This is a genomic window from Paenibacillus sp. Cedars, from assembly GCF_003184205.1.
In the GTDB taxonomy this organism is placed as follows: Bacteria; Bacillota; Bacilli; order Paenibacillales; family Paenibacillaceae; genus Paenibacillus_AQ; species Paenibacillus_AQ glucanolyticus.
Genome location: NZ_CP020866.1, coordinates 76,092 through 102,814, shown reverse-complemented (window position 1 = coordinate 102,814; position 26,723 = coordinate 76,092). Strand labels below are relative to the sequence as shown.

Annotated in this window: 17 protein-coding genes; 4 read left to right on the top strand and 13 right to left on the bottom strand. The window is 52.1% G+C overall.

Annotated elements, in window-relative coordinates; genetic code table 11:
* Nucleotides 1-60: 60 nt before the first annotated feature.
* On the bottom strand, nucleotides 61-2,025 hold the full coding sequence (locus B9D94_RS01910) for a hypothetical protein (RefSeq protein WP_148246384.1): 1,965 nt from the start codon (nucleotides 2,023-2,025) through the stop codon (nucleotides 61-63).
* Nucleotides 2,026-2,659: 634 nt separating this feature from the next.
* Between B9D94_RS01910 and B9D94_RS01905 the strand changes: the two genes are divergently transcribed.
* Complete coding sequence (locus B9D94_RS01905) at nucleotides 2,660-3,409, top strand: MerR family transcriptional regulator (RefSeq protein ID WP_148246383.1); 750 nt, start codon at nucleotides 2,660-2,662, stop codon at nucleotides 3,407-3,409.
* A 92-nt stretch (nucleotides 3,410-3,501) separates the two neighbouring features.
* Here the strand turns inward: B9D94_RS01905 and B9D94_RS01900 are convergent, their stop codons facing one another.
* The 3 genes from B9D94_RS01900 to B9D94_RS01890 all read right to left on the bottom strand — a co-directional run bounded on the left by B9D94_RS01900 (nucleotide 3,502) and on the right by B9D94_RS01890 (nucleotide 7,760).
* Nucleotides 3,502-6,015 carry a U32 family peptidase gene (locus tag B9D94_RS01900; protein ID WP_148246382.1) on the bottom strand — a complete coding sequence of 838 codons (2,514 nt, stop codon included), beginning with the start codon at nucleotides 6,013-6,015 and terminating at the stop codon, nucleotides 3,502-3,504.
* Between the two features lie 378 nt (nucleotides 6,016-6,393).
* Nucleotides 6,394-6,651 (bottom strand): hypothetical protein, encoded by a 258-nt coding sequence (locus B9D94_RS01895; RefSeq protein ID WP_036639860.1) that lies wholly within the window; start codon nucleotides 6,649-6,651, stop codon nucleotides 6,394-6,396.
* An 11-nt stretch (nucleotides 6,652-6,662) separates the two neighbouring features.
* On the bottom strand, nucleotides 6,663-7,760 hold the full coding sequence (locus B9D94_RS01890; RefSeq protein WP_076153333.1) for a DNA alkylation repair protein: 1,098 nt from the start codon (nucleotides 7,758-7,760) through the stop codon (nucleotides 6,663-6,665).
* 418 nt (nucleotides 7,761-8,178) lie between these two features.
* Between B9D94_RS01890 and B9D94_RS01885 the strand changes: the two genes are divergently transcribed.
* A complete protein-coding gene (locus tag B9D94_RS01885) occupies nucleotides 8,179-9,387 on the top strand; it encodes an MFS transporter (RefSeq protein WP_006213005.1) in 1,209 nt (402 codons plus the stop codon).
* A 164-nt stretch (nucleotides 9,388-9,551) separates the two neighbouring features.
* On the opposite strand, the gene B9D94_RS01880 is transcribed toward B9D94_RS01885, so the two are convergent.
* The 7 genes from B9D94_RS01880 to uvrB form a co-directional block, all read right to left on the bottom strand.
* A complete protein-coding gene (locus B9D94_RS01880) occupies nucleotides 9,552-11,507 on the bottom strand; it encodes a GTP-binding protein (protein WP_148246381.1) in 1,956 nt (651 codons plus the stop codon).
* 252 nt (nucleotides 11,508-11,759) lie between these two features.
* Nucleotides 11,760-13,694, bottom strand: a complete 1,935-nt coding sequence (locus B9D94_RS01875; protein WP_148246380.1) for a copper amine oxidase N-terminal domain-containing protein — start codon at nucleotides 13,692-13,694, stop codon at nucleotides 11,760-11,762.
* Nucleotides 13,694-14,770, bottom strand: a complete 1,077-nt coding sequence (locus tag B9D94_RS01870; RefSeq protein ID WP_148246379.1) for a S1C family serine protease — start codon at nucleotides 14,768-14,770, stop codon at nucleotides 13,694-13,696. The genes B9D94_RS01875 and B9D94_RS01870 overlap by 1 nt, the downstream gene beginning before the upstream one ends.
* A 238-nt stretch (nucleotides 14,771-15,008) precedes the next feature.
* Entirely contained in the window at nucleotides 15,009-15,218 is a 210-nt protein-coding gene (locus tag B9D94_RS01865; protein WP_006213009.1) for a hypothetical protein, read from the bottom strand.
* 183 nt (nucleotides 15,219-15,401) lie between these two features.
* A complete protein-coding gene (locus tag B9D94_RS01860; RefSeq protein WP_253806098.1) occupies nucleotides 15,402-16,997 on the bottom strand; it encodes an S-layer homology domain-containing protein in 1,596 nt (531 codons plus the stop codon).
* 262 nt (nucleotides 16,998-17,259) lie between these two features.
* Entirely contained in the window at nucleotides 17,260-20,130 is a 2,871-nt protein-coding gene (gene uvrA, locus B9D94_RS01855) for an excinuclease ABC subunit UvrA (RefSeq protein WP_006213011.1), read from the bottom strand.
* A gap of 102 nt (nucleotides 20,131-20,232) precedes the next feature.
* Complete coding sequence (uvrB, locus tag B9D94_RS01850) at nucleotides 20,233-22,224, bottom strand: excinuclease ABC subunit UvrB (RefSeq protein WP_006213012.1); 1,992 nt, start codon at nucleotides 22,222-22,224, stop codon at nucleotides 20,233-20,235.
* 308 nt (nucleotides 22,225-22,532) lie between these two features.
* Between uvrB and B9D94_RS01845 the strand changes: the two genes are divergently transcribed.
* Together B9D94_RS01845 and B9D94_RS01840 are read left to right on the top strand one after the other, a co-directional pair.
* The gene (locus tag B9D94_RS01845; RefSeq protein ID WP_006213013.1) at nucleotides 22,533-23,327 is read left to right on the top strand and encodes a flagellar motor protein; all 795 of its coding nucleotides are present in this window, start codon (nucleotides 22,533-22,535) and stop codon (nucleotides 23,325-23,327) included.
* Nucleotides 23,311-24,123, top strand: coding sequence for an OmpA/MotB family protein (locus B9D94_RS01840; RefSeq protein ID WP_006213014.1), 813 nt, complete (start codon nucleotides 23,311-23,313; stop codon nucleotides 24,121-24,123). The genes B9D94_RS01845 and B9D94_RS01840 overlap by 17 nt, the downstream gene beginning before the upstream one ends.
* 256 nt (nucleotides 24,124-24,379) lie before the next feature.
* On the opposite strand, the gene B9D94_RS01835 is transcribed toward B9D94_RS01840, so the two are convergent.
* Complete coding sequence (locus B9D94_RS01835) at nucleotides 24,380-25,543, bottom strand: ABC transporter permease (RefSeq protein WP_148246378.1); 1,164 nt, start codon at nucleotides 25,541-25,543, stop codon at nucleotides 24,380-24,382.
* Complete coding sequence (locus B9D94_RS01830) at nucleotides 25,536-26,717, bottom strand: ABC transporter permease (protein ID WP_036639883.1); 1,182 nt, start codon at nucleotides 26,715-26,717, stop codon at nucleotides 25,536-25,538. Before B9D94_RS01830 ends, B9D94_RS01835 begins: the two co-directional genes overlap by 8 nt.
* Nucleotides 26,718-26,723: the final 6 nt, after the last annotated feature.

Sequence of the window (26,723 nt, the reverse complement as noted above, 5' to 3'; positions counted from 1 at the left end):
ATTCCCGTAAGTCTCCCACATATTGATGACATTGTACCATGAGTCCGGTCAAACCTTCGATTAAAACCGATTTTTATCAAAGACTGGCTGCTTTAGCGTAAAGGCCGAGTACGACTCCTTGGAGTCGGGGAGCACGACGGTCACCACCCCGTCATCAAAAACATGGTTCGGCAAGGCTGTGGTCGTCGCCTGGTACTTATCTTTCATATCGACCGGAAGCTCCATGAGCACCTTGCCATAATCCCTGCTAGTGATGATGACAGGAATTATCTCTCCGTATTCACGGTTAGTCTGCATGCGGATGCTCAAGCTCCGGTCATGATTAAGCACAACTTGCACATTCCCTAATACGGCGCGATCCGCCTCGGTCATCTCCCAAGCAAGATCACCCACAAAACCACCGGATCCATCACCCGCCCGCTGAAGCCGCTCCACGATAGCCTGAAAGGCTTGAGGCTCCGTCTTCATAGCCGCCTCCGTCTTACGCAGCTCATCGCTGATTTGCAGTGTAGTGTTCATAACGTGTCTATTGGCCAGGGCAACCTTTAATCCCAGTTCCTTATTCCACTGTCCGAGCGGCAGGAACACCTTTCCGTCGACGACCACTTGCTTGTTCTGGCTGGCTGCAAGTTTGCTCGTTCGACTTTCCCGCTGGAACAGCAGTTCCTTACCCTTCACCTCATATTGGATATGGAATGCATCGGCGAACTCCTTCAGTGGAACGTAATACAGGCCGTTCATGTGGAACGCGGGCTGCCCTTCATAAGAAAGCACGCCGTTACCGGATGTCACCGCGACCGGAAGCGTCAAATAGAATAGGCCCTCATACGAGAAGGAGTCCCAGTAGTTGACCCAATCCCGGTACTGGTCGTACTCGATTTTGAAATGTTTCCCTTCCGGGACGTAATAGAAGGACGGCGGATAGGCGCCCGGATTAGAAAAATAGTATTCGATGACATAGAGCTCATCCGATGCCCACCGAATCCCGGTAACATACGCTTTATATAAGGCGTCGTATTGCTGTACCAGCTTCAAGGTTTTAAGATCATACATGTACACTTTGCCGTTCTGCGTCTTGTTGACGCCTCCTGAAGGATCCGCAATGATCACCAAGTACTTGCCGCCGGGGGAAACAAAGGTTTTTACTTCCTTGACCAGCCCCTTATAGAGAGAGACGGTTTTGCCGCCGCTGCGACTTCCCTCCACGGTCCATTGGTAGGTACCGTTTTGGTAACTGTTCTTCCATTTAATCCTGGTCCCTCCGGCCATAAAACTCTTCGTGGACGTGGATTGCTTGGAATCATATGCCACCCGGTTCTCCGTGACTTTGACCGCGCTGCCCTTCCCTCCGCCGAATGTAACGTTATAACAGCCGGTCAGTTGGCTATTGGGGCAATATACGCCAAAATTCTGTGAAGCCGGAGCCGGCGAGAGGCTGTAATCGGTTTCCGTCACATCCTCCGAAGTGATTAACCGCCCCCCGGACAGCTTTCGCTTGTTGTCCACCAGTGAGTAATACTGGATTCCGGTTTTTTCCGAATTTAAGGAGTACAGGCCGAGCTGGGCTTCAAGCCCGACTCTTGGCCCCGGCTGGATCTCCTTCACTTTTCGCAGCGACAAGGTGGTGTAATCAAATTCATAAATAATAGTAACTTCACCTTTTCCTTGGACAGGGCTCTGTACCGCTACCGTATAGGCTTTGAGTCCTTGAGGCGTGTCCGCGACAACCCCATCCTGCATATTGAAACCGTTCGTGGACCAAAACCGGTAGTGCGACGGCAACAATGTCTTATCGGTAAAATCATATTCACTCACCTTTTTCATCCCGGTATCAAAGCTGATCCGGGTTGTACGGACCGTGACTTGATTCTGGGTTCCATCAAAAATGTAGGTTGCCCGGTGCCTTACCTTTTCCTTCCCATCGGCAGCAGCTGCCGACGTAATCCCCTTCTCTGGCAAAACGATCAGCAGGGCACATAGCAGCAGAAAAGCAATGCACCTTCTTCTTCTTGTGTTCGTGATCATGCTAAAGTCTCTCTCCCATCTCAAATCGTATATGAAGTAGCCAAGAAATGACTCCCTTGGACCTTTATCGGTTCTTGGTGCGACTTTGGAAAGCCAAGGCCGATATCTTGAGATAGAGAATTCGAGCATTTACCCATGGAACGGGCAGCCCATCACTTGTACAAAACTTCATTCGACAAAAAGCCAAAAAAGCTGATTGCTGATGATAGAAAGAAACGTCTACATCAATAATCTCGAAATTCACACTGATCCTGTTGGTGGACGTAGGGAACCGCTAATCTCGCCGCGCAAAGCGCAGTTATAGAGATCGGTGGCCTCAAATTTGGGCGCAGTGCAGCTAAATATAATCCTGTTAAAAGTACACCTGCGATCGTGAGACCAGTGAGTGTACCGGAGTAAAGTGTATTTTCAAAGACGGTTTCATATATGGATTGCATCCCATACTTGACTACCACCATCACTAACACAAATTCAAGGACCAGCAACAACACCAGCCCCCGCCATGTCCAAGGGTCCTTCTGCTTCCAAGTCTCCGTTCTGCTCATCATCCATTCCTCCAGATTCTCTGTGATATAATTCCACTATAGAGAGTGACGTGACGTCACCTGCAAGTTTTATGTTCAGGAGGAACGGCATGAATCGATGGACAACCGGGCAAGTAGCCAAACAGTGGAACATCTCGGTCCGAACGCTGCGCTACTATGATCAGATCGGTCTCTTAAAGCCAAGCGAGAAAGAGGATAACGGACGCCGTTACTATTCGGAAGACGACCTGTTTACGCTGGAAAAAATCACGCTTCTTAAATCGTTGGCGCTGCCGCTGGAGGAGATCCAAAATGTGCTGGACAAGTTATCCTACCGCGATATTTTGACTGCGCATCACAATCATCTGCAGGAACAGCTGTCTTTGTTACAGACCCATATTTCCAACACCACCTCCCTGATCCATATGATCGATCTGGAGGGTTCGCTCTCCTGGGAGCGAGTATCCCACCTTGTACAGAACGCACAAGCGAGCGCGAAAAAATGGACGGATTATTTCGAGGAAGAAGAGCGCGCCTTTCTACAGCAGGCACTCCCGAATCTCAGCCACAATGACCGGATGACGCAGCAGTACGTCTCACTGCTCCGGAGAATAGAGTGGTGCGTACAGCAGGCTATCCTGCCGGAATCCGATGAGGGACATAATATAGCCAGCGAATTAATGGCGCTGTCCAATGAAACTTTTAGCGGAGATGAAGACTTGATGGACAAGTTCTGGGAAGTGCGAAAGCGCCCGGCAGAAGAATCCGGGCTGTATCCTGTCTCGGAAGAGGTGCTGAAATTTGTGGAGCGGAGCATTGCATATGTGGAAGAACGAAATAACATTAAAGAGTTGAGATAGGATAGAAGTTATATTCATATTCTCCAGACAAAAAAAGCACATGTCAGCCCAATCGCTGGCATGTGCTTATATTTCATAAAAATATCTATTCCTTACTTCACCAACTGCCCCCGCGTTACCCCAAGCTGGTTGGTTGCCTTCAGCTTCTTCCATACCTGGGTACCGTTGATCTCGCCGCGCAGAGCGAGGTTGTAGAGATCGATGACTTCGTGGACTTGCTCCGGCGTCTCTTCGAGAAACTCCACGCGGTAGCTGGATACGCCCAGCTCCATGAAGTTCGCGAGATACTCGGCGCCGGACTGCTCGATGGCATTGTATACCGTGTTACGGCAGCCTTCGTCTACCCGAACCGGGTGGGACATGCCGATCCGGTCCTGCAGGGACACGCGGCTCTCTTCGCACGGACGACCGCAGTTCGTAAAGTCCGTTCCTTCGCTGAGGAACGTGCAGTACACGCAGTGCTCCGTATGGAACATCGGAAGATGCTGATGGATGACAATCTCCATTTTGGACGTGTCGGCCTTACCGAGAAGATCCACCATCTGCTGGATGTTCAGGTCATAGGAAGGCGTGACGGCATCGCATCCGGCTTCGACGAACAGGTCAACCGCCTTATGGTTGGCGATGTTCAAGGAGAAGTCGCCGATCAGCCGGGGATGCTTCGCCCCCGGGTTCTCCATCCGGTGGCGCAGGTAGAAATACAGCGCACCGGTGTTGCGCACCAGCACGGCGTCCGGCTGGAGGCGCAGGATGTTGTTGTGGTAGCCGTTCTCGCCCGGCATGTGAATGCGCGGCGTTGCCAGCGCAATCTGTTTGCCGGCTGCACGCACGGCTTCCACCGCTGCCGGGAACTGCTTGATGAACTCGAAGTCGGCGTAGATCATCTCAACGCCGGCCTCGAGTGCAGCCTGCACCTGCGGCAGGCTGCGGCACAGCGCGGTGAGCTTCGCCTCACCGCGGCCCACGGGCGCTGCGGGCACAGCCGCATCGCCATACACCGCCACCGCCCGTTTCACGTACACGGGCGGTTTAGGCCGCTCGCCGGCGAGCAGCTCCACCGCACGGCGGCGGATGCTGTTGAGCTCGCGAATCGGCACGATGACGTCGCCGTACAGGTCGACGTCCAGTGCCTCAAGCTGGAACACCGTTCCGCCCAGGCGGCCAAGCTGCTCCTCCAGAATTTCCCGGCTGAGCGGGCGCTTCTGGGCAATCTCCAGTTCCAGCTCCGAATCCACCTGGACCGTCGTGCCCTTCTGCACATCGGTCCACCAGGTTGACAGCAGCTGTCCGGGACGGCCGCTGACACGTACATGTACCGGGAATACCCGGTACGGCTTCTCCGTCTCGTACGTCTGACGGAGGCGCTTGTCCAGTGCCGGATCATTGGTCTTCCAGATCCGGTCGCCGACATGCAGCTTGCGCAGGTCCACGTCGCTCCGGCCGGGAACAATATCAATGATCCATCCTTCCTCCGCTTCACCCTCCAGCTTCACGCCCTTGCGCCGTACGTCGTAGACGCGTCCGCCTTCTTCTTTTTTCGTAGGATCTCCAGCATCGAACACGATGCCGTCCCCGCGTTTGAGCGGCGCATCCAGCTTGCAGACAACACCGTCGCGCAGAATCTGCTCTACCCGGCCGAGATACACGCCGCGGCTTTTTGGAAACGTACCCTCAACCAGCTTTTTATTGTTCGTTCCATCCAAGAAGCCATGCGTGAAGCCGCGCGAGAAGCTCTGCTGCAGCTCACGCACCTCTTCCTTGCTCGGTCTCGCATCTTCCCCGTCGAAATACCGGTCGATGGCCTTCCGGTACTTGCTCACGACGTTGGCCACATACTCGGGGCTCTTTAAACGGCCCTCAATCTTAAACGAAGTCACGCCCGCTTCGATCAGCTCCGGCATCAGATCAATGGCGGCCAGATCCTTTGGCGAGAGCAAGTAGGCGACGTCGCCCATCGGCTTCTGCTCGCCATCCACGATCAGATCATACGGCAGACGGCAAGCCTGCGCGCACTCGCCGCGGTTCGCGGAACGACCTCCCCACATTTCGGAAGTCAGGCACTGACCCGAGTACGATACGCATAGCGCACCATGCACGAATACTTCCATCGGCAGTTTTGCCTGCTCCCCGATCTTCTGGATTTGCTTCAGATTGTTCTCGCGTCCCAGCACGACGCGCTCCATATTGAACGGCTTTGTGAACTCGACAGCCTCCGGCGAAGTGATCGTCATCTGCGTAGAGCCATGGATCGGGAAGTCCGGCGAGATTTCGCGAATCATTTTCACCAGACCCAGATCCTGCACAATCACCGCGTCCACCCCGGCATCTACGCAAGCATCAATCAGTTCCTTGGCATCCTCCAGCTCGTTCTCAAACACCAGAATATTGAAGGTCAGAAACCCCTTAACCCCGTAACTGTGCAGGAAGGCCATAATTTCGGACAGCTCATCCATCCGGAAATTGTTCGCCCGTGCACGGGCATTAAACTTTTCGACTCCAAAAAAGATCGCGTCCGCCCCATTCGCCACGGCAGCCCGCATACAATCCCAATCCCCTGCCGGCGCCAGCAATTCCACGTCTTCTCTTTGTATTGCTTTCGTGTCCATCTATATCCTCCCAGACCGGTTCATGCCGGTATACTGTGTACTACTATTCTTTCATTGAAACCAACAAGCCATACTCTATTTTCATAGAACAGGACGTTTCACATCTATATCAATTGGTTGTTAACACTTGAATAGCTCTTCAACTTATCTAGTGTACCAAAAGTCCGGCTTCTCTTCTACCTGCTAGCTTGATTTCCACACATTTGATAGTGCTGCCATAATCCGCATGGCGCTCAGTTTTGCACAAAACAAAAACAAGCCCTCCCCTTGGAAGGCTTGCCTCACATGACCTGCTACGACCGCTGCCTGGCATGATCACCGTGCGGGGCTAGTATTATCATCTCTTTCTTTTGCATACGGGGATTACTTCCTCTTTCCTCAACCAGGGATCTGGAATACTGCATGTTGATCTCCGTATCCTTTAGTCAGAGCCTTCTTAACATCACGGCGGTCGACAGCCATCCAAGCCTGCCTCGGACCACGCACCGTGCCGTACGCCAGGGAGCAGTTGCACACGATGTACAAAACTTTGGAACGGAACTCTCCCGTACCGTCAACCCGATCCAGGATTCCTTTGCCAGAGGTTTGCAGTGCAACGTCCTGCACCCAGGGTTTGCCGGTATACGTCCTGCACAAGTCCCCTACGCTTACTCCGCGCCCTCCAGCACAAAGTCCATGCTGGCCAATCGCTTGCCGTTCACCACAATGTGAAGGCGGTGATCACCGGAGTAGAAGCGGCGCGTCGAGATCGGCTTAAAGGATTGCTTTTTCTCGACCTTCCAGCTTCCCGGTGAATAGATCTTGTCCGAGCATTTATAGCGTTTCGGCGCAAGCTTGCCGTTTGCCTTCATATAATCAATCTCATAATCGATGCGCAGTGCCATCGGATTACCGGTTTCATTGACCACCTGAAAAACAAACTCCAGGTCGTCGCCCATCGCGATCACAGATCGCTTGATCCGAAGCTCGCGGACTTCAAGTCCCTCAAGCTCTTCCAGCTCCACATATCCGAAAATAGCCAATGCCCGGATGTCCCCTTTTCGCAGCAGAGAACGCAGCGCATGACGCACGATCCAATCCGTGAGAGGATGCTGGCCATACCACTTCGCGGCAATCTCAAGCACAAGCTCCGGGTGGTCCTTTGAGATATCGTTCAGGTGATTTGCCACGCTTTTTCTTACATAGAGGGAAGAGTCCTCTTTCAGCTGCTCTAGGATCGGCAGAGCCGGACGCGGATCCTTAATCAGCGCCGGCAGCTGCGGGGCCCAGGGCAGGCGCGGTCTGCAGCCCTCGCTCGCCAATCTGCGCAGATGCTCATCCTCAGACCGAGCCCATGTCATCATCTGGGTCAGCATCCGTTCCTGATCCTGCATAATAAAGGGGCGCACGGCAAACTCCGCCGTAGAAGAATGCGTGAATACCGCCAAAGCCTCCATCGAGGTCTCCAGGTCTTCCATGCCATTAACCTCAACATAATCCGGAAAAAACACATATTCCACGCCTCTAAAATGCGGTGCCACCTGTTTAAGGATCTGCACAGCATCGGGGTAGGAAGCGGGCAGCGTGTCCGTTAAGGCCATCGTAATATGACGAATGCGCTGCTTGAACTCCTCCCGCTCCCAAGCTTCATCATGAACAAGCCCCATGAACCGGTTCACATCGAATGCCGGATAGGCTTCCTTTAACCGGTCGGTCACTTGTTGGAACAATGTATTCGAATATAGATCCTTCAGCGTTTCTCTCATATCAGTTCTCCCCAAAAAAATAATTTTACGATATTATGTCAACGTCTTATCGATTCCTGAAAACCCTTTATTTATGCGATGACCAGGGGATTCCAAGCCATCCTGAAATGAGCCCTTAGCCTCCATACACCCGTACCCAGCCTCTTCCCATTCCATATCATGTGGTGTAGGATGAAGTTGCACGCCTTTCGCTTTAGTGCGGTAGTCTGGGTGATTCCAGTTTACCAAATTTGGGGGGCGTTTTGCTTTACCCGAATTGTGATACCCCTTTTGTGGGAATGACCGAAGTTAAGATTTTGATATTTATAAATAACCCAAGAGACCGTGAACAACTAATACATATATCATTATCTATCTAAAGATTGGAGGGGAAGCCCGAAGGATTACAACAAATCGCACATCAGGAGATGAAGAAGACATGGAAAGTTGGAAAAAGAATTTATGGATACTATGGTTCGGCTCCTTTATTGTTTCATCAAGCTTCTCAATGGTCATACCATTTCTCCCGCTTTTTCTGATTGAACTCGGCGTTACCAAGAATACGGAAATGTGGTCGGGACTGCTGTTCAGTTCCGCTTTTTTTGCGGGCGCCTTGTCCTCTCCCTTCTGGGGAGCTGTAGGGGACAAATACGGGCGCAAGCCGATGATTATCCGTGCAGGGCTCGTGCTCTTTGTCATCTATGTTCTGATGGCGTTTGTAACGAATGAGTACCAGGTGTTGATTCTTCGCCTGCTGCAAGGCCTTCTCTCCGGCTTTATCCCGGGCGCTATCGCAATCGTGGGTACCAATACCCCTGAGAAAAAGGTCGGTTATGCCCTCTCGATGATGTCCACGGCAACCGCCACCGGCGGCATCATGGGTCCCATGATCGGCGGCACGCTGGCCTCCCTGTTCAGCAACCGAATGGCATTCGGATTGGCAGGGATGCTCTGCTTCGCAGCTACGCTGCTCGTCATATTCTGGGTCAAAGAAGAGAAATTCGTACCCAGCAAGGAGCGCGTCTCCGTCATGAACACCTTCAAAGTCGCCGGACACAACAAAGCGCTCATGACCGTGCTCATGCTCACCGTTCTGACGCAGTTCTCCGTCATGACAATCGAGCCCGTACTGCCACTCTATATCGCTCAGATTGGCGGCTCTTCATCCCATACTTCGATGATTGCCGGCTTCGTCTTCTCCATCGTCGGGATCGCGAGCATCCTGTTTGCAGCTAGGTGGGGGCGCTTGGCCGATAAAATCGGATTCCAGAAGGTGCTCCTGATCGGCCTGCTGGCCGGCGGAATCGGATCGCTCGCTCAAATCCTGTTCAGCAATATTTGGGCGTTCTCAGCCATCCGCTTTGCCTACGGTGCGTTCTTCTGTGCCGTATTCCCCGCACTCAACGGCCTTGTTGTCAAACATACGCCAAGCGAATTCCGCGGACGGGCGTTCAGCCTCAACCAGACGGCCAACCAGATTGGCGGCATGGCCGGACCGCTCGTTGGCGGTTTGGTCAGCGGCGTTTTTAACATTCACTCGGTGTTCCTGATGACCGGCGTCTTAATGCTGATTACAACCGGCATCACCTATTGGACGATGCGCCCTTCGCGCCAGCAGCCAGTAGAAAAAGGATCCCTCTCTTCATAATCCACTTGGACTGCGCACGCGTTAAGATCGATATGACGCATGCGCAGCACCTCCCGGACCTAAATAAAGCCTTGGTATCCCTTATTTGCCCATATTACTTGTCTGCACTGCTGGACGCATTATCACTGGATTTCCTAGCTGTACGCCTATTCGCTTCCGCCGACCTACACATGCATATGTCGGTCCGCTTCATCCCAAGGCACAGCATAACCGCTGCCCTTCGCACAAAAGATGGAGGAGGAGCTGTATTCAGGATCGGCATTCTTATCGTATCCTTTACGTTCAATGACATCTGCCTCGTTATGGCACCAGCCATACCCCCCGTAAACAAGGGATATCGCACCTCTTCCTTTGGTATAGGCGGCTAATTCCATACTGTAATTCATCATGGTCGATACAGGAGCTGACCCCGTGACCGTTACCTTGTCCCCTGATGTTTCCGGCGGCTCAAAGTTGGCTTTCGCGTATGTCAGATCCGACATCAACCGTCCAATATGCTCCGCAGCCACCTTCGCCTTGAAATGATAGTAAGGCTCCAGCAGCCTATTGCTTGCTTTCTCCAGCCCCTGGCGAAGTGCTCGGTAGGTAGCTTCCCTGAAATCCCCGCCGTGTGTATGCTTGTTGTGCGCCCGCCCCTTGAGCAGGGTTATCTTGATATCAGTGACCGGAGAGCCTGTAAGCAGCCCGTGATGATCCCTCTCACCGACATGCTGGGCAACCAGATGCTGATAGTTGACCGGCAGAACATCGGGATGACAAGCATTGGCAAATACGATGCCGCTGTTGCGCTCTCCGGGCTCCAGCCGGAGATGCACCTCCGCATAATGCTTCAGCGGTTCGAAATGGCCGCAGCCCACAACATCCTCTGTGATGGTTTCTTTGTATAGAATCTCCGGTTCACCGAATGAAATCCGGTATCCGAACCGCTCGAACACGATGCGCTCCAGTACTTCAAGCTGAATGATCCCCATCACGTGAATATGAATCGCCTGGGCCGGCTCGTCCCACTGTACGGACAACGAGGGGTCCTCCGCATCCAGCAGACGAAATCCGCGCAGCATATCCTTGGGATGAATGGAGGATTCAAACAGCACCTTCGACTTCAATGTCGGTACAAGCTCGTATGCCGTCCGTCCGCTTAAAGCCCCGAGTCCGTCTCCTGCCGCAGCCGCAGAAATACCCGTCACCACAAACAGATCACCCGCATGCACCCGGTCGGTATTCATGACCCGTCCCCCGTTGATCAGGCGGATAAACGTCACCTTCTCCCGGATCATCTCGGCTCCGGACACATAAACGATTTCATCCCGCACCTGCAGCGTTCCGCCCATGGCTTTGATATAGGTCAGCCTCGTTCCCTGCTCATCATGGCGAATCTTATATACCCTCCCGGCAAAATCCGCCCCGGGATCATAATCCGTAACGGTCAACAGATCCAGCTGATGCAGAAAATGAGTCACCCCCATATTCTGCAGAGCAGAGCCGCTGAAGCAGGGGAAGAGTTGTCCTTCCCGTATCATCGCTGTCATCGTATCCAACCACTGCGAAACCTCATATCCCTGCTCCATATAGAGCTCCAGCAGCTTCTCGTCCCGCTCTGCAATCGCCTCTATAAGCGAGGACTGCATCACGCCTTCGTGCAACACATCCTCCTCTGTGATCATACAGGCGTCCTCGGTAAGCTCATGTCGAATCTCTTCAAGCACACGCGGCACATCCGCGCCTACCCGATCGATTTTATTAATAAAAAAGAACGTAGGCACCCCATGCTTGCGCAGCAAATGCCATACCGTCTCGGTATGACCCTCGACACCCTCCACGGCACTGATGACAACAATCGCGGCGTCCATTACCCCAATGGCCCGCTCCATTTCCGGGGAGAAATCGACATGACCCGGTGTATCGATCAAATAATAGATAGAGCCGTTGAACTGCATGGTCGCCTGATCGGCGAATACGGTGATCCCGCGTTCTTTTTCAATATCATGACTATCCAGAAAAGCGCTCTGATGATCCACGCGGCCGCGCTCCTGGATGGTATCGGTCATATATAACAGCTGCTCTGCCAGCGTGGTTTTCCCCGCATCCACATGAGCGAACATGCCTATTGTTTTTTTCATCCGCTGTTTCCCTCTTCTACAAGCCGATTTCATTGATTATAAATACACTCACTATTTTAATTTTAACATATCGAACCGCAAAAACGGCACATATGTTCTATGTGTCACCAAATAATTTGGCGATATCCCCGCTGTCTATATCAAAACAGCTGCCCCTCTGCACCCCATGGATGCAGCTGGACAGCTATAAATGATGCCGATAATGAACCCTATTGCAATAAAAGGATCAGATGAGTTCCTTCATGTCTTCTATCATTTCACCAGTTCAAATGATGACAGCGCACGTTCAATCGCGGCTTTCTGCACGTCCGTTGCATTGGCATCGTTCAGCGTCGTCGTAATCGTGTAGGCAATGTTCCCGCTCTCAAAGACGATTTCCTGTGTGGTGAAACCTACACCGCTCTTGACCTGATGTACCTTGAACGACACGGCCGGGACACCGGCGTAAGTGATATTTTCAACCCCAAGCAGCTTCACCTTGGTTCCCGAGGCTGAGCTCGCTTCGTTATAATATCGCTTCAGATTGCTGACGATGTATTCTGCAGCGACGTCCCTTTGCGCAATAATCTCAAAACCGCCCCCGGCAAAACCATACTCCACGCTTCCCTGCTCGAACTGATCGTTCAGCGGCTCCCAATACCTTGGGATATCGATATGATAGCGATAAGCTTGAGAGTTTTTGGTTCTCATTTTGGATTTATCCGTCAGATAGCCTTCCTCGCCAATACGGCCGAAGTTCTCCGGCACGACCTCATAATCGATTTCAATCGATTCCAGAACCTTCTTCCAGTTGGAAGCCGCCCGCTCCTGGCCGTCCGGTACCGCGTACTCCAGATAATAACGATAGCCGTTCTTCTGAATCATCACTTCATACTCGGTTACCCATTTATCGCCGAAGTTGTACCGTACCTCCTGAATCTGTCCTTTTACACCCGATATTTCAACAGGCGAAAGTCCGACATATTCGTATGCATCCTTGACAAAGGATTCCGGCAGCCAGTCTTTAAGCCGCTGCGCCCAAGCCGACAATGTAGAGTCGGCCCCCGTCGGAGCGGATGTCACCGAAACGGACAGGTAGCCCTCTCCTTCCCCGCCATACAGCATTTCCTTGTTGTTGATCTCCCAGCCTGCAGGAACGCCGAACCATATTCCGTATTCCTCACTTCCTGCTTCCCGGAGACCATTGACAATGGTCGATACATCTTTTGCTGATTTGTCCCCCGCATTATAGGTCGTTCTGAATGAGCCCAGCAAGCCCGCATGTTTGTCCATATCCTTGTAGTGAACCGCTTCTGCATCGGCAAAATACAGCTCATACACGCGGTCGTTGGCATAATACTGCCGCCCTTCCCATAAGACGCCGTCCACATCGCGGGAAATGACTCTGGCGTATGGCACGGTTCCGCCGGAGACCGTCTCCTGGTGAAGCACAACATCCCCGGAGTCGTTTACTTCCTTCAGAAGACGTTCCAGCAGGTCATCGGGACTTTGCTTCACCTTCTGGGAGGAAGCATGGACTTCCAAGTAGTAACGGCCCGTCGCGTCATTGAACGCGGCTCCGCTCTCGTCGTCCGTCCCTCTTCCAACCATCATCCAGGAGGGATAATTCATACTCCATTCATAATAACTATTCCCGATCCGGGTCTTTCCCGTGGTATTGTTGATTTCGCCTTCGCCCTGCTTCTCTTCCTTATCCATAACCATGAGGCTAATGGACAGCTTGCCTTGGGAAGAGCTTACCTTGGCGCCAATCCCTGCCGCAACCGGGCGCAGAGGCACCATCAGCGTGCCGGCTACCATCGTTGGTTCTGCCGGAAGCTGCACCTTTTTCCCATCGATCCAAGCCGTCTTGTTGTCGATCACGAGCACAACGGTATGCGAGCCTTGCAGCAATCGAACCCGATTCTCCCCTTCGAGCCTGATCTCGCTGCCAAAAGCTTTCTTGAACACGCCAAGCGGCACCATGAGCACCCCCTGTTTCAATTGGGGTTTGGCAATCGTGTAGGCCGTGCCATTCACCGAAGCTGTACTGCTGCCGCTCTGCACCGTCAATACCCGCTTCTCGGGAACCACGTCATCCCCCCATACCGGAAGTGACAGCGACGTAAATAACATGAAAGCCGCTACCGTACCCGCTGTAAACCTCCGCAGACGCCGGCTTGACTCCGTGCTTGCTCTCTTAACCATTACTCAGCCTCCCCAACGCTTGACGAAACAGCTTGGCTTCCATCCTGGCTGAGCGTCAGTTTAAGATTTACGATATCCCCGTCACGCTGCATCAGCAATTGAACATGCTGGCCCGGCATGAAGGACTTTAACCGTTCGTTTATATCCACAACGGAATATACGCGCTTTCCGTTAATTGCGTATAACACATCGTCTTCTTGAATCCCGATTTTGCGTGCCTCTGCAGACAGCACCTTGGTAACCGTCAGCGGATCATCTGAAGGAAGCCCCACAATGGCCGACCAGCTCTCTTCCAGCTCCAACCCGAGTGCCGCTCTTCTCACTTCACCATATTTCAATAAGTGATCCGTCACATAACGAACGGTTTCCGCCGGAATGGAGAAACCCATATTTTCAATGCCGACCGCGGCGAATTTCTTGCTGTTGATCCCGATAACCTCGCCCTTCAGATTAACCAGCGGGCCGCCGCTGTTTCCAGGGTTGATCGCTGTATCGGTCTGAATCAGACGGTAAGAACCGTCCACGCTGCGGTTTAGACCGCTAACCACACCGACCGAGGCTGAATTCCGCAGCGAGAATGAGATCGGGGTGCCGATGGCAACCACGGTTTCCCCCACCAGCGCATTTTGCGCGGTAGCGGCAAACTTGGCCGGCTTCAAGGACTTGGCATTGATTTTGACCAAGGCGATATCGCTCATCGGATCACTGTATACGCCCTTGGCTTTATAGGATTTGCCATCGGAGGTCACAATCGTGATGCCGGTTAGACCATCCACTACATGGGCATTCGTCACAATCCAGCCGTCTGACTTCCAGATGACCCCCGTGCCATGAGCGAGGTTATATCGATCGTCCACTTCCCCGCCTCCTGATGCAGCCTTCCCGATAATGCCAACGACCGACGGCGACATCAGGCTGATGACCTGTGGCACCGCGTTTTGTTCATATGTACTTTTGTTCTTTGATGCTGCAGCTGCCGCAATATCGGTATCCATAACGACACCGCAGCTTCCCGCCAGAATCACGGTCCCCAGCAGAACAGCAGCTAATCGCTGCTGCCAATGTATATTCTTCAATTGTTCGGTTCCTCCCCCGGTTCCATCCTCTATCCAACTTGTACTCCTCAATTTATCATGTTTTTCCATATACAGCCATTGCTTCTAGACCTATTTCTTTTTTATTTTCTTGCGGATTGTGTAACTTTCCCTCGAAGCAACAAAAAGACGCCTTCATCCTGCAAGAGCAGAAGGGCGTCTTGTTTGTATGTATTTCCTTCGTCAAATGAAGCCGCTTTAATAACGTACGAAATGCAGCCTAATTGTTAAACCATCCCGTAATCATGGCATAGTCAGAATACAGGAACACAAATAAGCTGACGAGGCCGAAAGCGATTGCGAATTTATTTTTTTGGCGGGCCATCAGCAAGCGAACCACACCAACCAAGATCAAAATCGTAAACAAAATCATAAAGATATCAAATGTCTTGAATGTTGCGCTCGCATCCGATGCTGCTGCAAGGATCATGAAACGTACCTCCTCGTGGGTTTGTTCTCGGGCAAATTTACATATCTTCTTATATGTTATCCATGTGCCCGTCCAGATGCAAGCCCTCTGTCCCCAAAAATGAAAAAAGTCATAAAATTTTCTCATTTTTAACCAAATTGTCAGACTTCAGCATGACTTTCATCATGGCTGTGGCCCGTTATTTTAGGGAATGTAATCGGGTTGGGGCTGCTTGGAGCTCTCAAGCGGCACATCTGCAGGATCAAGATGATGTCCTCCATCGTCCTCCGTGACCGACTCCGGTTCGGCTGTCGTTTCCTCTTCCAAGTCATCATTAGGCAAGGCTACGGACGGGTCCGTGATCGTGATCCGATCCTCCGGATCCTTTTTGACATCGAGGGCAACCTCATTGGACGGTTCACTGCTTACGTTCAGTCCGTTAACAGCGACCACATAAATGGTATACCTGCCAGACGGGCCAGCTAACATATTGAGATTTGAGATGAGATACGCACGGTTATCTAACAGATCATCATTTAAGCGTGATCTCGATCCGTCGGGTCCTATGTAGTAAACATTATATTTAACGCCTTCATGTGCATCTGACCAGGTTAGACTAATGGATTCCTCTTCCTCATTTAGAATAGCCTGAAGACCCGATACTTTATTCGGCCGGCTCGAAACTTCGCTGGAATAACCGCTCTTGCCGATCCTATTGACAGCTTCTATGACATAGAAGGTCGGCTCCTGATGAGTTGCGTTCAATATCACATAAGAACCCGCCTCCACATTCGCTCCGTCTGCCAATAACGTATAGCCTGCCCCCGGCTGTGCACTGGAATAGACGTTGTAGGTCTCGCCCTGTCGCTGAGTCCAGGTCAATTGAACCTGACCATTCACATCATGAAATTTCACATCATTAGGAGCTGAAGGTGGTGTTGTCGGCAGCTGTGATTGTAACGGCCCCTGCGATTCCGTTCCCGATTGCGTTGAATGCGGCTGCGCACCTCCTGAAGGTACTTCTGCTGCTTCTCGGGAAGGCGTCGCAACTCCATAGATGATCGGTAGCGTATCCTCTGATTGAGTCTCCTGCTCTTTCTCTGGCTGAGAATCCAGCTCTTCCTCGGGAGTATCTAACTCGCTCTCGGGGGCATCCAGCTTGATCTGCTCTGCCGCTTGCAGCCATTTGAAGGTTGCCGCGGCGGCGGCTTCCCTTGTAACTGTCCCCTTGGGGCTAAAACCATTTGCGGTTTCCGGGAAGAGACCTAGTTCCAGCGCAAGTGCTGTAGCATCCTTTGCATATTCGCTAATCGAAGGATCATTAGACTTCTCCTGCAAGGTTCCCTCATGCAAAATTTCCTTGCCGGTAATCTCTTGCAGGGCTCTCTGACATAACACGGCCATATCCTGCTGTGTCAGCGGTTGTCCCAGTCCAAACCTTCCGTTTCCGACTCCCATGACGAGTCCCTTATTCACCGCAGCTTCTATAGCGGAGAAGGCATAATGATCGTTAGACACATCCTTAAATGTAGCCCTCTCGGGAGGATTGCCTGTACTCAGATTTAACGCATTTACGATCATGATAACAAAATCCTGCCGGCTCACGCTTTCATTCGGATTGAACTCCTCGTACCCGTCACCTTGGAACAGCCCGCTGTCTGCTAACCGGAGAATGGCATCCTTTGCATAGGATGGATCGATATCTGAAAAAATAACGCCTGCTTGAGCACTAGTGGATGAGTTTATGTATAAAGCACTTGCTGCCAGAGCAATCAGCATGGAATAGGTGTACCTCTTCATACAATCCCCCCATTAATCAAAATCACCAAGATCATACCATATCCTGGAACGGGATGGTATTGGAGGAATATATGAAAATACACAGTATATTCCTTCACCGACTACTCCATTCTCTAAGCTGCTCTTGGATAAGAAAAAAAAGAGCCCCCGATTATTCCATCGGGTGCTCTTTTGTCAGACAACCTCTTGTTCATTGGCTGAAGTTATTTGTTGATTACAATGCCAGCGCAATCCCCTTCAGCATGGGAAGAAAGCCGAACTACTATGAACGCGCAGCCTCAACCTTGTTCAGTTCCTTGGTTCGCTTCGTATCACGTTCCAAGACCGGCTTCAGGTACTTGCCTGTATAAGACTCCGGCACCTTGACCAATTCCTCAGGCGTACCTGTGGCAATGATCGTACCGCCACCGCTGCCGCCCTCTGGACCAAGATCGATCAGATAATCCGCTGTCTTAATGACATCCAGATTGTGCTCGATGACCAGGACGGACTCGCCGGATTCTACCAAGCGGTGAAGCACAACTAACAGACGGTCGATATCGTCCACATGCAGGCCGGTTGTCGGTTCATCCAGGATATACATCGTTTTCCCTGTACTGCGGCGGTAGAGTTCAGATGCCAGCTTCACGCGCTGGGCTTCACCGCCGGACAGCGTTGTGGCAGGCTGGCCCAGCGTAATGTAGCCCAAGCCAACATCCATCAAGGTTTGCATTTTGCGGTGAATCTTCGGAATGTTCTGGAAGAAATCCGTTGCATTCTCAACCGTCATCTCCAGCACTTCGGAGATGTTCTTGCCTTTATATTTGACTTCCAGCGTTTCACGGTTATAGCGCTTGCCCTTACATACTTCGCAAGGAACGTAAATATCCGGCAGGAAGTGCATTTCAATCTTGATGATTCCGTCCCCGCGGCAGGCCTCGCAGCGTCCGCCCTTCACGTTGAAGCTGAAGCGGCCTTTCTTGTATCCGCGAATCTTCGCTTCATTCGTCTGGGAGAAGATGTCCCTGATATCGTCGAAGACGCCTGTATAGGTAGCAGGGTTCGAGCGAGGCGTACGGCCGATCGGAGACTGGTCAATGTCAATGACCTTCTCGATATGCTCGAGACCCTTCATTTCACGGTATTTCCCTGGACGCACCTTCGCCTTGTTCAAATCGCGGGCCAGCGTTTTATACAGAATCTCATTCACCAGCGTCGATTTACCGGATCCGGACACGCCGGTTACCGCAGTAAACACGCCAATCGGAATTTTCACGTTGATATTCTTGAGATTGTTTTCTTTCGCGCCCTTGATCTCAAGCCAGCGTCCATCAGTCTTGCGCCGCTCGCTGTTAACCGGAATGAATTTGCGGCCGCTCAGATATTGCCCCGTCAGAGAATTAGGGTCCTTCATAATCTCCTTCGGTGTTCCCTCCGCAATGACCTGGCCGCCATGGATGCCAGCGCCTGGACCGATATCGATGATATAGTCCGCAGCCATCATCGTATCTTCGTCGTGCTCTACCACAATCAGCGTATTGCCCAAATTCCGCATATGCTCAAGGGTGGAGATCAGTCGGTCGTTATCCCGCTGGTGAAGTCCAATACTAGGCTCGTCCAAAATGTACAACACGCCCATCAGGCTCGATCCGATCTGCGTGGCTAGCCGGATTCGTTGTGCTTCCCCGCCAGACAGCGTTCCCGCTGAACGGCTGAGGGTGAGGTAATCCAATCCCACATTGACCAGGAATCCCAGCCGGCTGTGAATCTCTTTCAGGATGAGGTTGGCAATCTGGGTTTCTTTCTCGCTGAGTTCCAGATGATCGAAGAATTTCAGGGAATCCCCGATCGACAGACTGGAAACGTAGGCCATATTGCGCTCATTGATCGTAACGGCCAGGCTCTCCTTCCGAAGACGATGCCCTTTACATACGTCGCATGGCTTGCTGCTCATGTAGCCTTCGATGTACTCGCGAATACCTTCGGAATTCGTATCCCGGTAGCGGCGTTCCAGATTCGGAATAATTCCCTCAAAGGTCACGTGCGCTTCCTTGCGCTGACCGAAATCATTCTCATAACGGAAATGAACCTTCTCTTTGCCCGTGCCATATAACAGCTTATTCATCTGTTCCTGGGTCAGGGTGCTGACCGGCTTGTCCTGCGGAATGCCGAAATGCACGCAGACCGATTTCAGAAATTGCGGATAATAGGTGGAGGTGCCTCCACTCCATGCGGCAAAGGCGCCTTCTTCTATACTTTTGCTCATATCCGGCACCAGCAGCTCCGAATCCACAATCATCTCCACACCCAAGCCGTCGCATTCCGGACAAGCTCCGAACGGGGTGTTAAAAGAGAACATCCTCGGCGTCAGCTCTTCCATGCTGAAACCGCAGATCGGGCAAGCGAAGTTGGAGCTGAAGCGCAGCTCCTCTTGTCCCATAATATCAACCAGAAGCTGGCCGCCCGACAGATTCAATGCCGTCTCGATCGAATCGGCAAGACGTGCCTCAATATCTTCCTTGACCACGATCCGGTCAACCACAACCTCGATCGTATGCTTCTTATTCTTCTCAAGCTCGATGCTGTCCGACAGATCACGCAGCTCCCCGTTGACACGAACCCGGACAAAGCCCTGCTTCGCAATATCGGCAAACAGATTCTTATGCTCGCCTTTGCGTCCAGAAATGACCGGTGCCAGAATCTGCAGTCTCGTCTTCTCCGGATACTGCATGATGCGGTCTACCATCTGTTCGACCGTCTGGGAAGTGATCTCCACGCCATGCTCCGGGCAATGAGGATGTCCAATGCGAGCGAACAGGAGTCGCAGATAATCGTAGATTTCCGTTACGGTACCCACCGTGGAACGCGGGTTGCGGCTCGTCGTTTTCTGGTCAATCGATATCGCAGGCGATAAGCCGTCGATGGAATCGACATCCGGTTTTTCCATTTGTCCGAGGAACTGGCGGGCATAAGCGGACAAGGATTCCACGTAACGACGCTGACCCTCGGCATAAATGGTATCAAATGCGAGCGAGGATTTGCCCGAGCCGCTAAGACCTGTAAGAACAACGAACTTGTCACGAGGTATCGTGACGTCGATATTTTTCAGATTGTGTGCGCGGGCGCCTTTGATCACAATATTTTCACTTGCCAAACGATATCATCTCCTACTCCATATGGCATGCATGTATAGCTGTATTTATTTCACAAAGAGAACGACCGCTTGGCCGTCCCCCTTGACATTCTTCAATCCATATTATTCAGCCTGCAGCTCCAGAAGGGCATCACGAAGCTCTGCCGCACGCTCGAATTGCAAATTCTTTGCGGCTTCCTTCATCTCGGACTGCAGACGCTGAATCAGATTCTGACGTTCTTTCTTCGACATCTTCTGTCCTTCGCCCACCAGATAATCGGTCTTGCCCTCTGCAACCTTCGTTGCTTCGATGACATCGCGGATCTTCTTGCGGATCGTCTGCGGCGTAATGCCGTGCTCCTCATTATAAGCGACCTGAATGCTGCGGCGACGTTCGGTTTCCTTGATCGCCCGATCCATGGAATCGGTGATCTTGTTGCCGTACATGATAACTTTACCTTCCGAGTTCCGCGCAGCCCGGCCAATCGTCTGGATAAGGGAGCGGTCAGAACGGAGGAAGCCTTCCTTGTCCGCATCCAGAATCGCAACCAGGGAAACCTCTGGCAGGTCAAGACCTTCCCGTAGAAGGTTAATACCCACCAGCACATGGAATGTACCAAGCCGCAGATCGCGAAGGATCTGCATCCGTTCCAGCGTTTTGATGTCGGAGTGCATATAACGAACCTTGATCCCGATCTCCTTCAAATAATCGGTCAGATCCTCCGACATTTTCTTCGTCAGGGTGGTCACGAGCACACGCTCATCGCGCTCCACCCGGTCATGGATCTCGCTGATCAGGTCATCGATCTGGCCTTCTGTAGGACGCACATCGATGATCGGATCAAGCAGTCCTGTCGGACGGATGATCTGCTCAACCATCGTCTCGCAGTGCTCCATCTCATACGGACCCGGCGTAGCCGATACGTAGATGATCTGGTTCACCTTCTCCTCGAATTCCTCGAACTTCAGCGGCCGGTTATCCAGCGCGGACGGCAATCGGAAACCATGGTCGACCAGCACGGTTTTGCGCGCACGGTCACCGTTGTACATCGCGCGGATCTGCGGCAGGGTCACATGCGATTCATCAATGACAAACAGCATATCGTCCGGGAAGTAGTCCAGGAGTGTATAGGGGGTTGCCCCCGCCTCTCTGAAGGTCAGCGGACCGGAATAGTTCTCGATGCCGGAGCAGAAGCCGACTTCCTTCATCATCTCAATATCATAACGGGTGCGCTGCTCCAGTCGCTGCGCTTCCAGCAGCTTGCCTTCCGAACGAAGAAGTTCGAGACGCTCTTCCAGCTCCCGTTCGATATTGACAAGCGCTACCCGCATCGTTTCTTCACGGGTAACGAAGTGAGATGCCGGGAATATGGCGACATGGTCGCGTTCTCCAACCAGCTCGCCCGTCAACACGTCAATCTCTGTGATCCGTTCAATCTCGTCGCCGAACAACTCAACGCGAACGGCATGCTCCCCCTTCGAAGCAGGGAAAATCTCGATGACGTCCCCCCGAACGCGGAATGTGCCGCGAACGAAGTTGATATCGTTCCGCTGATATTGGATGTCAACAAGTCGGGACAAAATCTGATTTCGAGGTTTCTCCATACCCACCCGCAGCGAAAGCAGCAGTTCACCGTACTCATGCGGCGAACCCAAACCGTATATGCAAGATACACTCGCCACAATGATGACATCGCGTCGTTCGAACAGCGAGCTTGTTGCAGAGTGGCGTAGCTTATCAATCTCTTCATTAATACTGGAGTCCTTCTCGATATACGTATCAGAGGAAGGGATATAGGCTTCCGGCTGATAGTAATCGTAATAACTCACGAAATAATCCACCGAGTTGTTCGGGAAGAATTCCTTGAACTCACTGGCCAGTTGAGCAGCCAGCGTCTTGTTATGTGCAATGACGAGTGTCGGACGGTTTACCTTGGCGATTGTCTGCGCGATCGTAAACGTCTTACCCGTTCCTGTTGCACCCAGCAGTGTCTGATGCTTCTTCCCTTGGTGCAATCCTTCGACCAACGCATCAATAGCCGTGGGCTGGTCGCCCTGCGGCTGGAATTCAGACTCGATCTCAAAGGATTTGGTACTGACAACTAAATCGCTCATTGCCCTTCATCACCCTCATACTCTAAAATTAAATTCATGCTAAAAGATATGTCGAAACTTCCCGATGATATATTATGGGAAATTAGTGGTGTCTACTTAGGGAATAAGAATATTTGTTCCCGTCTCATTATACCCCTTCCCTTTTTTTGATGCAAACAGTTTAATGAAAATTTCAATAAGTTCCAGTTCCCGTTGTCGGGATTTCAACTTATAGAGTCTGGCAGACTTCATGGCCCGCATTGAACAAGCTTTATATCAAACTTATGACTTCATGAATTTAACTTCCTTAAAGGAGATGGTACAGCGTTATGGATATTACGATTATTTTTGGCATTCTCGCCGGTCTCGCCGCGTTGATCGGGGGATTCTTATGGGAAGGCGGTCATCTGAGCGGTCTGCTGCAAGGTGCGGCAGCCCTTATCGTATTCGGCGGCACCATAGCCGCCGTCATCGTCAGTTTCCCTGCCACCCGGCTCCGCACCATCCCTGCTGCGCTCAAGCTGGCCTTCGGCCGCAGCGAGCGTTCGTCAGAGAAGCTGATTGACGACATCGTCGATATGTCGGTAACAGCCAGAAGAGACGGCGTGCTGGCGCTGGAGCGCATCTCGGCCGACCACGAGGATCCGTTCCTTCGGGAAGGCATGCAGATGGTTGTGGACGGCAACGACCCTGAAATGGTGCGGCAAATCCTGGAGCTCGATATCAATGCCGCCGAGCAGAAGCATGAAGGCTATGCCAAAATTTTCGAATCCGCCGGGGGATATGCCCCTACCATGGGCATCATCGGTACCGTCATGGGATTGATCCATGTATTGGGCAGTCTGCAAGACCCAACCAATCTCGGCCCTTCCATCGCTGTTGCATTCACCGCAACTTTATACGGTGTTGCGAGTGCCAATATTATCTTTTTGCCCATTGCATCGAAGATTAAAGCACGCTCCGAAGAAGAAATTGCAAACATGGAGCTGCTGCTCGAAGGAATTATGGCTGTTCAGAACGGCGAGCACCCGCTGTTGGTCCGCAAAAAGCTAGCTTCCTTCGCTTCCGCTGGCACCACGGATACTCCGTCCTCAAGGGGGATCGCGCATGAGACAGCCGAATAGACGGCGGCGCAACCGTAAGCAGGATGGAAGCGATCAGCGCGACCGCTGGATGATCACCTATGCGGATCTGATTACGCTGCTCCTGATCTTTTTTGTTGTAATGTATGCCATGAGTCGGCTGGATACGGAAAAATACAAACTGGTCACCCAGTCCCTGCAGGCCACCTTCCAGAGCGGTGACAGCATCCTGGAGATGGGTTCGGGCATTACGGGCACAGCCGATACGGAGAACCATAAGAATCCGCCGCCACAAACAGCCGTCACTGAGGATAAGGAGGAAGATAACGGGGAAGCACCTTTAACCGAGCGTGAGCTGGCCTTCCGAGCCCAGGAAGAGGAACTTGCGAACTTTATGGGACTCATTCAGCAGTACGTGAAAGACAACCAGCTGGAGGAGGACATCTTCATTTCGGACGAGCCCCAGGGGATTGCCATTACGTTAAGCGACCGCTTCCTGTTCGATGTCGGGAAGGCCGAGCTTAAATCCGGGGCTGCCCCGGTGCTCGGCAAGCTGGCAAGCCTGTTCGGCGATTTGAATACAACGGTAAGCATCGAAGGGCATACGGACAACGTGCCGATTGGTCGCCACTCCAGCTACAAGGATAACTGGGAGCTATCCGGCGCCCGTGCCATGTCGGTGCTGAGATTCTTCCTGGAGGACAGCAAGCTGGACCCGGCAGGATTCCAGTACGCTGGTTATGCCGATACCCGTCCGGCAGCGGACAACGCCACACCCGAAGGCAAACAGAAAAACCGCCGGGTTGAAATCACGGTGTTGAGACAGCTGAAGCAGTAGTCTCGTTCTACATAGTGAAGGGTAGATTCAGCTGATTCTTCACATATTCAAACAGGTCCAACACACTCAAGATGACTTGGGTACCGTGTTGTCGCAGCACACTTTATATTCCATGTAACAAGCGCCCGGCAGACTGAATCCATGTACATTCAGATCTGGCCAGGCGCTCTTTTTTATATGATTTGATCACGAAACCCAATAATTATGCCGGCAACGACGATATCTCTGCAGTTAACAAGGATTTAAAGCCTTGCGCCTAGGCGCCATGCCCTGCCCCGCTCTCGCTTGGCCGCAAGACAACAGACCCTACAGCCAGCAGAATGACAGCCATCAGCCCAAGAACCACAAGCGGCAAACCGATATCAGACAGCGTCCCCCCCGTAGCTGCCGTCTCCACCGCCTCGATCGCCCATTTTTGAGGAATGAAATTGGCGATTTTCTGCATGAAGTCCGGCATGATGGCAAGCGGCCAGAAGCATCCGCCCAGCATACAGGTCGGTGTGACGATCATGGAATTGATCATCGCCGCATTTTGCCCGTTCCGGATTAACCCGGCTACCGTGCTGGCAACCCCTAATGAGACCAGCATGAAAGCCATCAGAATGAGGAAGTGCAGCAATAACGGGATACCGTAATCATAACGGAGTACATACCGGCTGAGAACAAGCACAACCACCACCTGCAGCGAGCCGACTACCAAGCTGCCCAGGAAATTGCCCAGAGCAATTTGATAAGCTCGTACAGGTGCCGTATACATGCGCGATAATGTTCTCTGCCTGCGGTCATCCATAATCATGGATACCACGCTGGAGATCAGGGTCATCATAAACATCAGGGTAAATCCCGTAACGTTGGAGAGCCCCGGTCTGGCATATAAATTTAAATCGGTAACCTGCGTATCCACCCGGTTCTGTGCAGACTGCCCGATCACCTCTTCCAATGCCATCATGGGATTCACACTTGGACCTGAGGTCTCCCGGATCAAGGCCGCAGTGCCGCTCAGGCGCGTTGCTGCTGAATCCGCCGTCATTCGAATCATAACCGAAGCTTCCGAGGTTGATATTTCGTACACCTTCACCGTTGACCATTGTCCTTCCAACAATGCATCGCTGAAGCCCTCCGGTATATAAACACCTACCGTGCTTTTATTCTCTATCAGCTCTTCCTTGAGCGTACTTTCGGTCACAGATTGCTTCAGTACATATTGTCCACTACGCTCCAGTTCGCTTATCAGGTATTGACCCGCGGGCCCCTCGTCCTCATTCACGTAGGAGACCAGAATGCTTGCGGCTGTCGTCTGCCCCATGAGAAACACCGTCAAAGTAACGACCACGCAAGGGACCAGCAGATAAACGATCCAGCCCCTTTTTCGCCCAAGCGTCCGCCTTACCATATGCCAGGCAATGGTCAAGCTATGCATGGTATCCCACCTTCCTATACATAAACATGGCTGCAGCGGACAAAGCTGCGGTAATAGCCGCCAGCATGCCGACACAGGTAATAATCAAATGCACTTCGCTATCCAGCATCATCCGGAGCATGCTCTGCATAGCCCAATGATTAACGGTGAAGGCGCCGATCTTCTGGAAGAACTCCATGGGCAGCGGCATGAAGCCTCCGCTGACAAACGTCATGGCGATAATGATAGCCTGCATCAACCCTCTGGCCCCTGCAGCTGTCGAAGAAATTAGCGTTATGAACGTGGCAATGGTCATGGACGATAATGCAATTAATACACAGACCATCGTGAGCAGAAAGGGGTGAGGGCCCCATTTCACACCATACAGCCACATGGACCCTAGCACGATGGCCGCTGCCTGTGCAAGTGTAATCAAAGTGCAGCCGATAATTTTCCCTGCAAATATGGTTCCGGGGGTCACCGGTGCGCTTTGCAGACGATAAAGGGTCTTGCTTTCCCGCTCTCCCAGCAGACTGCTGCTTGCCATCAGGCCCGAATATAGCAGAAACATAATCAGCATGGCAGCTGCGTAGTATTGCGCCGCCGAATACGTGGATTCTTTCTCACTCAGCTGCCCGATCGTAATGTTCGGTCCGGGTGTGGCCTCAACAGGCGCTGCGGCTTGTGCCGCAAGAACCTTATCTCGGCCCAGAACAACGGCCTCCGCCTGTTTGTGATTGGCATCTGCAATAAAGGTTTTAAAGATGGTGTCAGCCACCAGATTGAGATTACGGTCCCTTCCCGGCAGCAATTCAAGTTTTACTTCGTCTCCCTGGTCCATTCGTTCATCAAAAGAAGCTGGGGTCACTACCGCATAATCCACCTCGCCCCTGCGCAGCTTTCCTTCCGCCTCTTCACGGCTCGCAACGATCTCTTGTACCAGAATGTCTTGTAGTGCCGGTGTATTCATCAGAGCCTGAATGCTTTTTGGCAGCTGGCCCCCATCCGTAGGACTCAGGACAACTCCTACCCTGACCGGTTGTTGTTTAAATTCCTGATCATTACCGAACCAGCCCGAAAGTGCGTTGCCTAATATAAAAATAAGGATCAGCGGCAGCAAAAATTGGTTAATTAGCACCGAGCGGCTGGTAACCATCCGCCTCAGCTCAAACCAGGCGATAATCATCATATTCATCTCCGG